Below are 13,686 nucleotides of genomic sequence, written 5' to 3'. Positions count from 1 at the left end.
CCGGGCCGACTGCGACTGGGTCGGACAGGGTCCGACCGGTCAGCCGCGGGTCAGCTTCTTGTAGGTCGCCCGGTGCGGACGGGCCGCGTCGGCGCCCAGCCGGTCGATCTTGTTCTTCTCGTAGGACTCGAAGTTGCCCTCGAACCAGAACCACTTGCTGTCGCCCTCGTAGGCGAGGATGTGGGTGGCCACTCGGTCCAGGAACCAGCGGTCGTGGGAGATGACCACGGCGCAGCCCGGGAACTCCAGCAGCGCGTTCTCCAGCGAGGACAGGGTCTCGACGTCGAGGTCGTTGGTCGGCTCGTCGAGGAGCAGCAGGTTGCCGCCCTGCTTGAGGGTGAGCGCCAGGTTCAGGCGGTTGCGCTCACCGCCGGAGAGCACGCCGGCCGGCTTCTGCTGGTCCGGGCCCTTGAAGCCGAACGCCGAGACGTAGGCGCGGGACGGCATCTCGACCTGGCCGACGTTGATCCAGTCGAGGCCGTCGGAGACGACCTCCCACAGGGTCTTCTTCGGGTCGATGTTGGCGCGGCCCTGGTCGACGTAGCTGATCTTGACGGTCTCGCCGACCTTGACGTCGCCGGAGTCCGGGATCTCCAGGCCCTGCAGCATCTTGAACAGGGTGGTCTTGCCGGCGCCGTTCGGGCCGATCACGCCGACGATGCCGTTGCGCGGCAGGGTGAAGGACAGGTCCTCGATCAGGACCTTCTCGCCGAAGGCCTTGTTGAGCTTGTCCACCTCGACCACGATGCTGCCCAGGCGCGGGCCCGGCGGGATCTGGATCTCCTCGAAGTCCAGCTTCCGCATCTTGTCGGCCTCGGCCGCCATCTCCTCGTAGCGGGCGAGGCGGGCCTTGGACTTTGCCTGGCGGCCCTTGGCGTTGGAGCGGACCCACTCCAGCTCTTCCTTGAGCCGCTTGGCGCGCTTGGCGTCCTTCTGGCCCTCGACCTTGAGACGGGCCTGCTTGGTCTCGAGGTAGGTGGAGTAGTTGCCCTCGTAGGGGTAGGCGCGACCGCGGTCGAGCTCGAGGATCCACTGGGCGACGTGGTCCAGGAAGTACCGGTCGTGGGTGACCGCGACGACGGTGCCCGCGTACTTGGCGAGGTGCTGCTCCAGCCAGTTCACCGACTCGGCGTCCAGGTGGTTGGTGGGCTCGTCGAGCAGCAGCAGGTCGGGCGCCTCGAGCAGCAGCTTGCAGAGCGCGACCCGGCGGCGCTCACCACCGGAGAGGCTGGTCACCTGCCAGTCGCCGGGCGGGCAGCCCAGGGCGTCCATGGCCTGCTCCAGCTGGGCCTCGAGGTCCCAGGCGTTCGCGTGGTCCAGCTCCTCCTGCAGCTTGCCCATCTCGTCGAGCAGCGCGTCGGAGTAGTCGGTCGCCATCAGCTCGGCGATCTCGTTGAACCGGTCGAGCTTGCCCTTGATCTCCTTGACGCCGTCCTGGACGTTCTCCAGGACCGTCTTGGTCTCGTCGAGCGGGGGCTCCTGCAGCAGCATGCCGACGGTGAAGCCCGGCGACAGGTAGGCCTCGCCGTTGGAGGGCTGCTCCAGGCCGGCCATCATCTTCAGCACCGTGGACTTACCGGCGCCGTTGGGACCGACGACACCGATCTTCGCCCCGGGGAGGAAGTTGAGCGTCACGTCGTCAAGGATGACCTTGTCGCCGTGTGCCTTGCGCACCTTGCGCATGGTGTAGATGAATTCCGCCACGTGAGATCGCTCCGGCGTCGTCGGGGAGAGGCTGGGACTAATCGGGTAACCGCGTTTCAGCGTTCCATTGTGCCGCACCTGGGGCGGCATCCCGAACCCCAGCCTCGCCGCCGGGCCCCGGCACCGGGCGCAGGGGCGGGTGCACGGGGGCGGTCGCGGCGGCTTCGCGCGCGGATCCGGGCGCGGGAGCGGGTGGTTCACGCTGATCGGGCCGGCGGGGCTCGTCGGCGCCGCCGGGAAGGCGCGGTGGTCCGGCCCCGCGTCGGGACCGGACCACCGGCTGGTGCGCGGCTCGCGCGCACCGTCAGTCATTCACTGTTGTCGGTCATTGGCTGCCGCGGGTCGTGCGGCCGCCGGAGTCGTGCAGGACCGTAGGCCGCGGACCCGGGCCGGGCGGAGGGTGTCCGCCCGGCCCGGCTGCCGGAGCCGGACTCAGGCAGCGGTGCGACCGTGGCGGCCGCGGCGGCGCATCATGAAGACCGCGCCCGCGCCGGCCAGGACCAGCGCACCGGCGACACCGGCGATCAGGCCGGCCGAGCTGCCGCCACCGGTGAAGGCGAGGCTGGGGCCGCTCGGGCTGGCGCTGGCCGACGGGGCCGGAACGACGGCCGGGGCGGAGGCGGAGGCGCTGGCCGAGGTGCTGGCCGCCGGGGTGCTCGGCTGGGTCGAGGCCGGGGCCGAGGAGGTGGCGGGTGCGCTGGGCGCCGGCGGGGTGGTGGCGGCCTGGCAGTCCAGGACCCCGGTGATCTTCTTGACCTGGCCGTTCAGCAGCGGAACGTCGACCTCGTAGCTCGCACCCTGGGTCTCCGGCACCGAGACCTTCTGCGAGCCGCCCGGCTTCACGGTGACCGGGTAGCTCTTGCCGCCGCCGGTCACGTTGGTGGTGAAGTCCTGGTCACCGTTGTTGGCGATGGTGACGTCGACCGAGTTCTGGGCGCAGTTGACCAGCGAGGAGACCGCCGGGGACGGACCGTTCGGGGTCCAGCTGGCCGACGCGGTGGCGTTGACGGTGACCGGCTGGCTGCCGGCGACGATCAGCGTCTGGCTGTGCTTGTCCGCGGTGTAGCCGAGGCTGGTGAAGGCCCGGCCGATCTGCAGCTCGGTGGTGCTGGAGGCGGTGACGGTGGCGGTGCCCGCCGGGGTGCCCGCCGGAACCTTCAGGTAGAGGGCGTCACCGCTCTTGCCGCCGGCGGTCAGCTTGCCGGTCTTGTCGGAGAGCACCGTGTTGCCGGTCTTGTCGGTGAACTCGACGCCGGCCGCGGCGGAGGTCGCGTCCAGCTGGACGGTGACCGCGCTCGCCGAGGTGGTGAGGTTGATCGGGCCCAGGACGCCGCCGCTCTTGCCGGAGATCTGCATGGGAGCGAGGTCGAGGGTCGGGCTCGGCTCCGTGACGTCCGCGGCCTTGGCGACCAGGTAGGCGGTCAGCGCGGCCGCCTTCTTGTCCTGCGGCACGGCCGGGAGGTGGTCCGAGAACTGCCAGATGGCAGCCTGGGTGCCCGCCTCGACCTGGTCCAGGTTGAGCGAGTCGACCTTGGCCTCCTTGGCCAGCACGTCGAGCTGGGTGACGTGCGGGTAGGAGTTCTGCAGGATCCAGTTGATCTTGCCGGCGTCCTTGTTGCCCTGCAGCGAGGTGGAACCCCAGCCGGTCTCCTGGTACTGGGCGCCCTCCTTCGTCATCTTGCCGAGGTCGATGCAGTAGGTGTCGATCTCGGGGCCCGCCGCACCGTGGGGCGTGAGCCGGATCAGGCCGCCGGAGAGGACCGTCTCACTGTTCGTGAACCCGATCCGACCGCCGTTCTTCAGGCCGTCCTGCAGGTCGTAGACCGGCCCCGAGGCGCCGGACCCGCTGTCGGCCGCGGCCGCACCCGCCATGGCCAGCCCGCCACCGACCGCCATACTCGTCGCGAGCATGACAGCAGCTATGCGGGCACCCCGCCGTTGCATGTGGAACATCAAAAGACCCCTCCGGGCAGAGCCGCGCCCTAGGTCGGCTCGCCGCACTATGCCGCGCTCCCTGTGGCGCTGACACACTCATCTGAACCAGACGCATCCTATGGACAACCGCCGTCGCGCAAACCACCGGGCCAATCAAAGCCGGTTCTGTATCGGAATTGTTATCAAGGAACAGACCCGTCCGGCCACCTGACGGGGCGACAGATATTCGTCACTTTATCGACTTCTGCTGACTTCCACCGACCCATTGCGCAGCCGAGTTGCACGGTGGACGGCGACCAGTGTCGCCAAAAGCTCAACGAACCCTCAAGAACCAGTTCCCGATTCGATCTCCCCGGCGCCAGGGAGACCAGGCGGGCAACTCATCACACCGGCACCGCCTCCTCCACCCGACCACTCCGGACGCCGCTACGCGCCGGCCTCCCCGCCCGCCCGCCACCACGGACGGCCCGCTCCACCCCACCGGGGCCACCGAGGCCGCCCACCTCCTCGCCGCCCACTCCCAGCTCGAGCTCGAGCGGCAACTCCTCCTCTCCCGTGAGCCCCTGACCGTCCGCCATGATCATCTCCGGCTCGGACTCCGGCTCCCCCACACCCACCGGCCCGGCCAGCGCCGGCGCCTCCTGCCCACCCCCGGCCCGCCGCTCCCGCACCGCCCGCATGATCCACTCCGGCACCGCCTCGCCCGCCGTCTGCAGCCCGCCCACCGGCTCCTCGGCCGCCGCCGGCGCACCCGGCAGCTCACCCCTCCCGCGCACCGACCAGCGGAACGCCGAGGTCCCCCGCCCCAGGTCATGGCCGATCGACCGGGCGTCGATCTCCACCACCGAACGGCGCTTGCCCTCGTCCTCCCACTCCCGCACCTTCAACCGCCCGCTCACCATGACCGGTTGACCCTTCTCCAAGGAACTGACCACATTGGCCGCGAGCCACCGCCAGGCCGTCACCTTCACCCAGGTGGTGTCCCCGTCCACCCACTCACCGCGCGCCCGGTCATAGCGCCGCTCGGTCGCGGCCAACCGGAAGTTCGCCATCGGCACTCCGCCCGCCGTCTGCCCGTACTGCACCTGGGAGGCGACATTCCCGATCATCGTCACCACGGTCTCGTTCACAGCAGTCCCTCGCTTTTCGAGCGTCTCGTCCGCCGGAAATCTCCGACTGCCCCGATGGTGCGCCGCCGCCCAAAAGGAATCCAGAACGAATTCATTTCTGTGGAAAACTCGGCCATGTGGATAACTTTGCCCAGGTATAGCAGTATTATTTTCTCACTCCCAGGAACCATTTTCCGCGTCCATGCCAAACGCTCCCCGGCCCCGGCCATAACGCCCCGCCGTACTCCTGATCGCACCCCTGAACGAGTGACCCGCAGCCGTTCTGTCCACGTCATCCGAGCGAACGAACCGATATCCCGCCCACCCCGGACCGCACTGCGCAGTCACGCCACCGGTACGCCCCGCTACCAGCGCGCCAGGTCCATAACGGGTGAGGAGACACCGCCATAACGACTGCACAACGTCCGGCGGCAACCTTGCTCACAACGCTGCACACACCGTGTCTACCTGCGATTATCAGACCGCTATCGCAAGGCCGACACACCACTCCACCTGTGGAAAGCCGAGCAAGGCAGCGAACCCCCTTATCCTGTCCCCGCAGGGCAAGGGCCTCCTCACCCCCACCCCCAGGGATTCGGCAGGGACGCTCCCACAGTCCCCCGCCACGCCCGCCCGCCCCCGTAGCTCAGCGGATAGAGCAGGTGCCTTCTAAGCACTTGGCCGCAGGTTCGAGTCCTGCCGGGGGCGCCGCACCGCCCCGCCGATCCGAACCGGATCGGCGGGGCGTTTTTGCTGGTCGCAGACCATTTCGGGGCCCCCTCGCACCTTGCCGGGCCACACGGCGCATCGAACGCCTGTCCGACTGTTTGCGGGCGTCGTCGTCAATCTACGGCTGTCCGCGTCGAATCTGTGTCGACGTCCGCTTCGCCGGGCGGCTCGGCTTGGTCCTCCTTCTCACCACCGGCCAGCCGCTCCGACAGCTCCTGAACACGCGCAAGGAGCTGCCTGATCATGTCGGGGCTGCCAAGTGCCGCCGTCGCGGCGGCCTCTCGCGCCGTCGACGTGGACGAGTCCGCGCCGTCCGGGACTCCCGTCTCCCAGCCAAGCGCGGCCTCGATCCGGCGCTGGTACTCGCCTTGCTGACCGTCGATGCAGAGGGCGTAGTTCCGCAGCAGCACTTCGACGCTGTTGCCTGCCCAGGCGGCGACCTGAGCAGGCGGGATGTTGGCGTTGAGCCACTCGGTCAGTCGGGTGTGCCGCAGGTCGTACACCCGCTTACCCATGAGGGACGCCTGCTCCTGTTCGGTCAGGACCTTCTCGCGAGCACGGCCCCAGGCTCGGCGGTAGACGATTCCGGCGAGCACCCCGCCCTTCTCCCCTTGGAACAGGAGGTCGTCGGGCTTGAGCTTCTCGTCCGCGATGTGCTGGCGAAGGATGCGGCTCAGCAGAGGTGAGCATGGCACCGGCCGCACTACCTTCTCCTCACGCCCCTTCAGATGCCGTTGGTCGTGACGCTGACCGGAATCCGTCCACCTCTTCCCTACCTCAGGGGTGGCGGTGTGAACGAGCAGTTCGCCCCATCCGCTCTCCCCAACAGTCAGGTCGCTGACGCGCAGGGCGACCGCCTCCTCCGGCCGCGTCCCGGCATAGCGCAGCGTCGCGAAGAAGGGGTACAGCCGTGCACCGCCCCGTGGCCGATTCCGGATCCACTCGAACAGTTCCGCCGTCTTCTCAGGGCTCAGCAGGGACCGCTTGTCCACCACGTCGCTGGTCTTCACCGCTTTCGCCTGCGGCTCGTTTGGCTGCTGTACCGGATTGGCTGTCAACTGTGCTGTGCGCACGGCGAAGTCGAGGGCGTTGCTCAGGATTCGACGGTTCCGGCTCCGGGATGACGCGGCGGCCCGCTTCCCGTCGAGTTTGGTGGTGATGGCCGTCATCACCTGCTCGAACACCGCGCTGTCCTCAAGGTCGCTGGTAGGGCGGCTGTGTCCTTGCACCCAGCGGAGAATCCGCTGCACGTCGCGCGGAGCAGCCTCTCGGTACTCCTTGTTAAACGCCCACTCGCGCAGAGCCGCCCGGACCTTGACGGGGTGGTAGTCCGTCGGCAGATCTCTCGTCAACATGGCAACGGTGACCGGCACCAGCGCCTTGGCGGCGTTCTGTCGGCTGTTCGCCGACGAGTGTGGCCACTTCATGTCGATGTACGAGAGCGCGAAGTCGTACCACCCCTTCGACGCCGTCTTGCCCTTGGGCGCTACCGGCATCCCGGTGTCGCAGTAGAACGCCTTGCCCTCACGCGCGGCCGTCACCAGTTTGGATCGGAACGACTCAGCGAGCGCGAAGGTAGCGAACGGAGAACGAAACCGCGCCCCGTCCACGGTCCACCTGACTGTGTAGGTCGTGCCTCGGGCGCCGTGGTACTCCAAGATGCCCCAGATGCGGACTTTGTAGCTGGTCTGATCTGCCATCAGGCAGCGTCCTCGCAGTCGTCCAGCCAGTCGTCGAGGTCCGCGCGCCGGATCCTCAGCTCGCCATTGGGGAGCTTGATGCAGCGCGGAGCACGGTGCTTCTGGCGCCAGTCGTAGAAGGTGGAGCGGGAGATCTCCAGTTCCTCGCAGAGCTCGGGCACGGTGAGCATGCTGCGGGCGGCGGAGGACTTAGGCATTGGCGTCTCCTTGTTCCTCAGAAGTCCGCTACCGCCGCTACGCCGCTACCTCGCAGGTCAGCAGCAGTGCGGCGGTAGCGGGAGGGGTAGCGGTAGCGGCTGCTCTGCGTCAGCCGGTGGGGTTGAGGCCGTCCTCGGCGGGGGTGGCGGTGTGCGGGGTTTCGTCCGCTACCGCTACCTGGTCCGCTACCGGGAAAAGGGGCCTGACCTGCGCGGTAGCGGCAGTAGCGCCGGTAGCGCTCTCCTCGGACCGGTCCTCGGAGAGGGGGGTGCAGTACCTGGTCCAGGCGTCGGTGAGGTCGGTGGCGTAGTAGCCCTTGAGGACGGATCCGGCGACCTTGATGTTGCGGGGCTTGATCGGGTCGTTGTCGGCGGTGACGTAATCGCCGAGCATCCGGGCCAGGGTGCGGGTGTTGAGCGGCCGGCCGTCGACGTCGGCCCACGGCGCGTCGTCCATGGCGAGCAGCCGTTCCAGGATGGAGGCGCTGGTCATCCGCGCGGCGCCGTCGAAGACGGCGCGCAGGTCGGCGAGCAGCCGGATGCCGATGCTGCCCTTGTCGTTGGCCTTGGCGGCGTTGACGAGTTCGAGGCAGGCGGCGCGGGCGCGGGTGGGCCAGTGCCCGCCGGCGGCGTCGGCCACGGCGAGCAGGGGTTCCCACACGTCGGCCGGTCGGTCGGTGACGCCTTCGGGCATTTCGGGCCAGGCGCCGTCGACCTTCTCGCGTACCTGCTCGGCCCACTCGGCGAGGCGGTCACGCAGGGCGTGGCCCTCGGGCTCGTTGACGCGCTGGCGGAAGTGCTCGACGGTCTCGTTGGGGGCGCGGCGGCGCATCCGGATGACGACGGCGCGGCTCATGATGGTGTCGGGCAGGTCGCCGAGGCCGGCGAGGGCGAGGGCGGAGTAGACGGGGAACTTCACGACCTTGTGGTCTTCGCCTTCGCGAACGCTGCGGTAGATGCCGCCGGTGCGGCGGTATCCGGCGTTGATCAGGCCGCGCAGTTCCTCCGACCCGACGGCCTTGGGGCCGAAGACGGTGTCGATCTCGTCCCACAGCACGGTGGGGCGGGCATCGGTGGCAGACACGGAGCGGAACAGGGCGGACGGGCTGATGTCGACGGTGGTCATCGGGCGCGGGACCAGGGTTTCGATGATCTCCAGCGCGCGGGTCTTGCCGCTGCCGGGTTCCGGGGAGAGGAAGGCCAGGCGGGCGGTGGCCTCGAAGCAGTCCATGAAGTGGGTGTGCGCGTCCCACAGCACCACGGCGACGTAGGCCGCTTCGGAGGGGAAGACGTTGAAGCGGCGGTGGTGGCGCTCGACGTCGTCCAGGAGGGCGGCGCCGTCCTCGGGGCCCGCGCTGGTGGTCGGGTGGGGCGGGTTGGGGTGGTTCATGCGGCGGGCCTCGCGGTGGTGTGGGTCAAGCCCCAGTCGAGGCCTGAGCGGATGGTGCGGGCGGCTTCCTTGTCGTGGAGGCCGGCGGCATGGGCGGCGTCCATGAGCCGGTTCTCGACTTCGGCGCGGGTGAGGGTGCGGGTGGCGATCATGCGGGCCAGGGAGCGGGCGGCGCCGAGCAGGGCGTGGTTGCGTCCGCCCTCGGTGGTGGTGGCGACCTTGTCGCACTCGCGGTCCAGCGCGGCGTTCGCCCACGCGGTCGGGTCGCTGATCCGGCCGGTCCTGCTGCCGGTGCGGGTCGCGGTGGGGACCGACCTCTTGCTGATCAGCAAGAAGTCGGGCAAGGGCAGGAGCGGAACGTCCAGCTCCACCGGGTAGGGCCGGCCGTCGACGACGGACCCCGGGGCAACGACGTAGCCGCCGGCGGCGCGGGTGTCCACGCACCAGCCGAACGAGCCGATCGTGGAGCGCTGCGCCACCTCGGGGGCCCGGTAGTAGAGGTGGCGTCCGCCGGAGCCGGTCCGCACGCGGAACGTCTGGTCGGCGGTCATCAGGCCGTGGCGGGCGGCGAGTTCGGCGAACACGTCGGTGCCGTCGGTGATGCCGGGCAGGTCCCAGTCGGCGGGCGGCCGGTGGCCGGGCTTGGGTACGTCGAGGTCGACAACGACCAGGTGGGAGGGGCCGCAGGCGATCCCGATGTTGTAGGGGCCGCTGGTCCAGCAGCGGCGGATCCGGTCGGGGTCGGTGGTGGCGCGCTGCTCCCACTGCACGACGGCCGGCCGCTTGGCGCCGGGCGTCAGGGGAAAGACGTGCCAGCCGCGGTCGGCTGCGGCCAGCGCGGCGGTCATCAGTACTGCCGTGTCAGGAGTGTTGGTCATGGGAACTCCGAGTTCGTGATCGCCGCCGGCCTGCCCCGCGGGACTGCTGCGGGGCAGGCGGCGGGGGACGTGTCAGAGCGTGAAGAGCGGGTCCGGCTCGACGGCCGGGGTGCTGGTGCGTGCGGCCTTGCGGGCGGCGGACAGGGCGGCGTGGTGGCAGTCGGGGCACCAGGCGGCCAACTCCCGCGTGGGCAGGGCGGCGGCCTTGTGCGGTGCCAGCAGCAGGTCAGCCGGCTGCGCGGGGGCGACCATGAGGCGGATGCGGTGGCTGCCGGCGCCGTGACGGCTGTGGTAGCCGTCGTGGAGGTGGGGGCAGCGTCCGCCGTCCTTGGCGTGGTCCTTACCGCAGACCCCGCTGCACTGGCAGCGCATGCCGGCACGGGTGGTGACGGCTTGCCAGAGCTTGGCTCCGGCGAGCGGCAGTGTGGTCATGCGCCGGCCTCCTCGTCCGCGTCGCTGCGGCAGGACCAGGGCGAGCAGCCGGGCCGCTCCTGCTCGTCCTCGTCTTCGTCCTGGTCGGCGAGAGCGGCGAACAGGTCACCCTGTCGGTCGGCCCATTCGGAGCGGCTGACCTTGTCGATCGGGGCCTGGTCGAGGGGCAGCAGGCTGCGGTGCAGGTACGGGGCTGCCTTGATGCCGCGCAGCGTCGTGGCGCGCATCTGGTGGTCGAAGTCGACCGCATCGGCCCACTCGTCGGGGTGGTTGTCGCGCAGGTCGCGCCAGGCCGCGTTGCCGTGGAACGGGCAGCCGATGCACGCCGATTTCGGCGTGGACTCCCAGCCGTGGGTGCGCAGGTAGCGCAGGCAGTCGGTGCGGGACCAGCCGATCCCGGCGCCCCCGGGTGCGGGCAGGTCCAGCAGTGGGAACACGTTGCGCAGGTAGCGCACGTGCGCATCCTTGGCGCGGTGGAACTCATCGCGGCTGATCCCGATCGCCTGCTCCACCACGACCCGCGCCGGGACGGGCTTGGGGTGCGGGTAGCCGAGCAGGCCGCGGATGGCCGCCTTGACGGGCTTGACCTTGTACTCCTCGGTGCACTGCCGGCGCACGACCGCGGCCCGCTCGCCGGTGCGGTCGGCCACGAAGACCGGCATCCGCACCCAGGAACCGGGCGCGAGGGAGTCAGCGCGCAGGTTGCCACTGACCCGGCTCTTGCCCTCGCTGGCCTGCGCTTGCACGCGCAGGATCGGGATCCCGGCCGGCTCGGCGACCTCCCGTTCGAGCCTGTCCAGGTGGGTGTACACGGTGGCGGGTTCCCAGCCGGTGTCCGCGAAAATCGCGGCATCGAAGGCCGGGATCCGGCCCTCGGCGGCGAGCAGGAGCAGGGTGGTGGACTGCACGCCGGCGCCCAGTGACAGGACCCGCAACGTGGCAGCGATCGGCTCGCTCATCGCATGCCCCCGGTCAGCTCGTTCACGACCCGGGCATGCCGATTGAGCACGTCGACCAGCTCGGCGACGGCTTCCTTGGCCTCGATCAGCAGCAGTGGGCCGGGGCCCTTGGCGGCCGGCTCATCCAAAATGCCGGCAGGCACGGGGATGACCAGGGACGCGGTGAGCAGCAGGGCCGACCGGGCGCCCATCGTCGGCTCGGCGAGCGGGCGCCAGGCGGTGCCGGTGTCCTGGGCGTAGAGGCTGCTGGTCCAGTCCGCCAGGCCGGCCGGGCGGTGGGCGAGGGCGTGCTGGCGCACCGGGACGAGGACGTTCATCAGCAGCACACCGTCGTCGTCGGTGTAGACCTTGACGCCGAGCAGGTCGGGACGGATCCGGACGTAGCCGGGGGCCATGATCGGGCTGGTGGCCACGGTCCACGCGGCGGCGGCGAACTGGGCGGCGTCCAGCGGGTATCCGTCGTCGGTGAACAGGTGGGCGTGCTGGTCGAGGTAGGCGCCGTAGCGGGAGGAGCGGTTGGAGGCGTGCTCGCGGTCGTGGACGTCGTCGGCGAGGGCGAGTGTGTCGGGGGTGAACTCGGGCATGCTGGTCTCCGGTCTCATCTCGGTTGGGATCAGCAGGGCCCCGTGTCAGCCGCCGTCCCGGCCAAGGTGGACGGCTGATCGCGGGGCCCCTGCGCTGCGTGAACGGGCCGCTCAGAACGGGGGATCGACGGGGCCGTCGCCGCCCCAGTTGCCGGCCGCGGCACCCGCGACGGCGGGGGCAGGCGTGGACCACGAGTCCGTGGCCGGGCCGCCGCTGGCGGGGGCGCTGGTGCGCTGGGCGCGGGTGACCTTGGCGGTCGCGAAACGCAGGGACGGGCCGATGTCCTGGACGTCGAGGCCGAGCATCGAGCGGTTCTCGCCCTCGGGGGTCTTCCAGTTGTTCTGGACCAGGTTGCCGGTGGCGATCACGCGCATGCCGCGGGCCAGGGTCTCGGCGATGTAGTTGGCCATGTCGCGCCAGGCGGTGCAGCGGATGAACATCGCGGTGCCGTCCACCCACTGGTTGGTGGTCTTGTCGAAGGTGCGCGGGGTGGAGGCGATGGTGAAGCGGGCCATCGCCACACCGCCGGTGGTGAACTTCAGCTCGGGGTCGGCGGTGAGGTTGCCGACAATCGTGAACGGGGTCTCTCCAGACAAGGTCTGACCTCAGCTTTCGTGGGATGGGTGATTGAGGGCACGGAGTGCTGCTGGTCCCGCCGCTGGTTGCGGCGGGAGCCAGTCGGGCACGTCCGAGGTGGTAAGCCAGGCGCAGGCCGATGTCGCGGTTGAAAGTGCCGTCAGCAACCGCTTCGGCGAGCGGCCCGCCGACAGGCGCGGCCTGTTTGGCAACTCCTCCTTGGACGAGGAGGGGGTGGGCTTAGCGCACCAGCGGAAAGGCAGGTCCCAGGTGTGGTCGAAGTGGGATGCGTCGCGCCAGTCGAGGACAGGTGCCATAGGGGCTCCTGAGACGTGGGCGGGCTACTGATGTCCCGGCAGCAGCGCAGGTGCTTGCCGGACGAACTTCCTGTCGGGCTGGGGCAATAGAGTCCAGTCATGGCGAACCATGACCTTGAGCTCGTTCCGGGACTGCTGACCACCCGCACGGAGGTTGCCGCGGCCTACGGCGGCGCTCGATTCGGCGGCATCGAACCAGCGGTCGACTCCGGCATGGTGCTGGTGTACTCCGACCCGAAGGTCGGCGAGCTGCACGGCTACACGTTCGACGGTCAGGCCGAAGACGACGAGCACGGACCGCTGTACCTGTACACCGGAGAGGGAAAGACCGGGAAGCAGGAGTTCACCGACGGGAACAAGGCCCTCCTGCAGCATGCCGCGGACGGCCGCACGGTCCACTTGTTCGTGGCGGACGGGAACGTGATCGACCCAGTCACCAACAAGAAGAAGAAGGGCAAGCGGCAGCGTTACATCGGCCAGATGATCGTCGACCCTGACACGCCCTACGACCGGCGAACCGCGCCGGGCCAGGACGGTGTGGAGCGGTCAGTGATCGTATTTCACCTGCGCCCCGACCCGCAGGCCACGTTCCCGCCGAAGTTCACGCCCGCGGATGCCATCCCTCCGGCGACGGCACACGCCGTCGTGGATCTCGACATCGAGGAAGAGCTTGAAACCGATGTCGAGGTAGAGCAGAGCGCGCCGACGGGCCCATCGTCGTCGCAGGTTGAGACGGAGGAGCACGCCACCGATGAGACGGTGGCGAACATCCCCGGTGGCCAGCGCACGATCCAACGGCGGGAAGGCCGACTGACCAAGGCCTACAAGGCCCATCTGGTCGCTGCGGGTCACACGGTGACGCGGTTCCAGATCTCGGTGGAGGGCGTGGCCACCACGCTGAAGACCGACCTGTACGACGTGACCGACAACGTGCTCTACGAGGCCAAGGGCACCATCCGGCGTGATGACGTCCGCATGGCCATCGGTCAGCTTTTCGACTACCGCCGCCACATCGACGCCCCGACTGGTCTGAGGCTTGCGGTGCTGCTGCCAGGTGAGCCGGGCAAGGACCTTCGTGCGCTGCTCAGCGACCTCGGTATCGCCCTGGTCATCCGCACTGACGAGGGCTTCGACGGATTTCCACTGGCGTCACTGTGACCGGTTCACAGCAGGGC

The 13,686-nt window shown here is 69.6% G+C and carries 12 protein-coding genes and 1 tRNA gene; 2 read left to right on the top strand and 11 right to left on the bottom strand.

What is annotated here, in order from left to right; all coding sequences use genetic code 11:
- Positions 1-39 precede the first annotated feature (39 nt).
- The 3 genes from ettA to ACFYNO_RS25115 form a co-directional block, all read right to left on the bottom strand.
- Entirely contained in the window at positions 40-1,704 is a 1,665-nt protein-coding gene (ettA, locus tag ACFYNO_RS25125) for an energy-dependent translational throttle protein EttA (RefSeq protein ID WP_388016605.1), read from the bottom strand.
- A 432-nt stretch (positions 1,705-2,136) separates the two neighbouring features.
- Positions 2,137-3,615 carry a Cys-Gln thioester bond-forming surface protein gene (locus ACFYNO_RS25120; RefSeq protein WP_388016602.1) on the bottom strand — a complete coding sequence of 493 codons (1,479 nt, stop codon included), beginning with the start codon at positions 3,613-3,615 and terminating at the stop codon, positions 2,137-2,139.
- 407 nt (positions 3,616-4,022) lie between these two features.
- Complete coding sequence (locus ACFYNO_RS25115; RefSeq protein ID WP_388016599.1) at positions 4,023-4,748, bottom strand: single-stranded DNA-binding protein; 726 nt, start codon at positions 4,746-4,748, stop codon at positions 4,023-4,025.
- A gap of 635 nt (positions 4,749-5,383) precedes the next feature.
- Between ACFYNO_RS25115 and ACFYNO_RS25110 the strand changes: the two genes are divergently transcribed.
- Positions 5,384-5,456: transfer RNA gene (locus tag ACFYNO_RS25110), tRNA-Arg, on the top strand.
- Between the two features lie 134 nt (positions 5,457-5,590).
- Here ACFYNO_RS25110 and ACFYNO_RS25105 read toward each other — a convergent pair.
- From ACFYNO_RS25105 to ssb, 8 genes are all read right to left on the bottom strand, one after another.
- Positions 5,591-7,177, bottom strand: a complete 1,587-nt coding sequence (locus ACFYNO_RS25105) for a tyrosine-type recombinase/integrase (RefSeq protein WP_388016596.1) — start codon at positions 7,175-7,177, stop codon at positions 5,591-5,593.
- Positions 7,177-7,374: a helix-turn-helix transcriptional regulator gene (locus ACFYNO_RS25100; protein ID WP_388016593.1), complete on the bottom strand. Its 198-nt coding sequence runs from the start codon at positions 7,372-7,374 to the stop codon at positions 7,177-7,179. The genes ACFYNO_RS25105 and ACFYNO_RS25100 overlap by 1 nt, the downstream gene beginning before the upstream one ends.
- 109 nt (positions 7,375-7,483) lie before the next feature.
- Positions 7,484-8,764, bottom strand: coding sequence for a DUF3631 domain-containing protein (locus ACFYNO_RS25095; protein WP_388016590.1), 1,281 nt, complete (start codon positions 8,762-8,764; stop codon positions 7,484-7,486).
- Positions 8,761-9,642: a bifunctional DNA primase/polymerase gene (locus ACFYNO_RS25090; RefSeq protein WP_388016587.1), complete on the bottom strand. Its 882-nt coding sequence runs from the start codon at positions 9,640-9,642 to the stop codon at positions 8,761-8,763. The genes ACFYNO_RS25095 and ACFYNO_RS25090 overlap by 4 nt, the downstream gene beginning before the upstream one ends.
- Positions 9,643-9,714: 72 nt before the next feature.
- On the bottom strand, positions 9,715-10,074 hold the full coding sequence (locus ACFYNO_RS25085) for a hypothetical protein (RefSeq protein ID WP_388016584.1): 360 nt from the start codon (positions 10,072-10,074) through the stop codon (positions 9,715-9,717).
- Positions 10,071-11,033, bottom strand: coding sequence for a hypothetical protein (locus ACFYNO_RS25080; protein WP_388016581.1), 963 nt, complete (start codon positions 11,031-11,033; stop codon positions 10,071-10,073). Before ACFYNO_RS25080 ends, ACFYNO_RS25085 begins: the two co-directional genes overlap by 4 nt.
- Positions 11,030-11,617: a hypothetical protein gene (locus ACFYNO_RS25075; RefSeq protein ID WP_388016578.1), complete on the bottom strand. Its 588-nt coding sequence runs from the start codon at positions 11,615-11,617 to the stop codon at positions 11,030-11,032. Before ACFYNO_RS25075 ends, ACFYNO_RS25080 begins: the two co-directional genes overlap by 4 nt.
- Before the next feature lie 111 nt (positions 11,618-11,728).
- Complete coding sequence (gene ssb / locus ACFYNO_RS25070; RefSeq protein ID WP_388016575.1) at positions 11,729-12,214, bottom strand: single-stranded DNA-binding protein; 486 nt, start codon at positions 12,212-12,214, stop codon at positions 11,729-11,731.
- A 396-nt stretch (positions 12,215-12,610) separates the two neighbouring features.
- Between ssb and ACFYNO_RS25065 the strand changes: the two genes are divergently transcribed.
- Complete coding sequence (locus tag ACFYNO_RS25065) at positions 12,611-13,669, top strand: hypothetical protein (RefSeq protein ID WP_388016572.1); 1,059 nt, start codon at positions 12,611-12,613, stop codon at positions 13,667-13,669.
- Positions 13,670-13,686: the final 17 nt, after the last annotated feature.

This window comes from Kitasatospora sp. NPDC006697, assembly GCF_042869935.1.
GTDB lineage: Bacteria > Actinomycetota > Actinomycetes > Streptomycetales > Streptomycetaceae > Kitasatospora.
The sequence above is the reverse complement of the archived record's forward strand: the minus strand, read 5'-3'. Positions and strand labels throughout refer to the sequence as shown.

Bases quoted from the DNA above. Each gene is read 5' to 3' on its own strand.
- ACFYNO_RS25120 (WP_388016602.1), bottom strand. From the start codon at position 3,615: ATGCTCGCGACGAGTATGGCGGTCGGTGGCGGGCTGGCCATGGCGGGT.
- ACFYNO_RS25115 (WP_388016599.1), bottom strand. From the start codon at position 4,748: ATGATCGGGAATGTCGCCTCCCAGGTGCAGTACGGGCAGACGGCGGGC.
- ACFYNO_RS25105 (WP_388016596.1), bottom strand. From the start codon at position 7,177: ATGGCAGATCAGACCAGCTACAAAGTCCGCATCTGGGGCATCTTGGAG.
- ACFYNO_RS25100 (WP_388016593.1), bottom strand. From the start codon at position 7,374: ATGCCTAAGTCCTCCGCCGCCCGCAGCATGCTCACCGTGCCCGAGCTC.
- ACFYNO_RS25095 (WP_388016590.1), bottom strand. From the start codon at position 8,764: ATGAACCACCCCAACCCGCCCCACCCGACCACCAGCGCGGGCCCCGAG.
- ACFYNO_RS25090 (WP_388016587.1), bottom strand. From the start codon at position 9,642: ATGACCAACACTCCTGACACGGCAGTACTGATGACCGCCGCGCTGGCC.
- ACFYNO_RS25085 (WP_388016584.1), bottom strand. From the start codon at position 10,074: ATGACCACACTGCCGCTCGCCGGAGCCAAGCTCTGGCAAGCCGTCACC.
- ACFYNO_RS25080 (WP_388016581.1), bottom strand. From the start codon at position 11,033: ATGAGCGAGCCGATCGCTGCCACGTTGCGGGTCCTGTCACTGGGCGCC.
- ACFYNO_RS25075 (WP_388016578.1), bottom strand. From the start codon at position 11,617: ATGCCCGAGTTCACCCCCGACACACTCGCCCTCGCCGACGACGTCCAC.
- ACFYNO_RS25065 (WP_388016572.1), top strand. From the start codon at position 12,611: ATGGCGAACCATGACCTTGAGCTCGTTCCGGGACTGCTGACCACCCGC.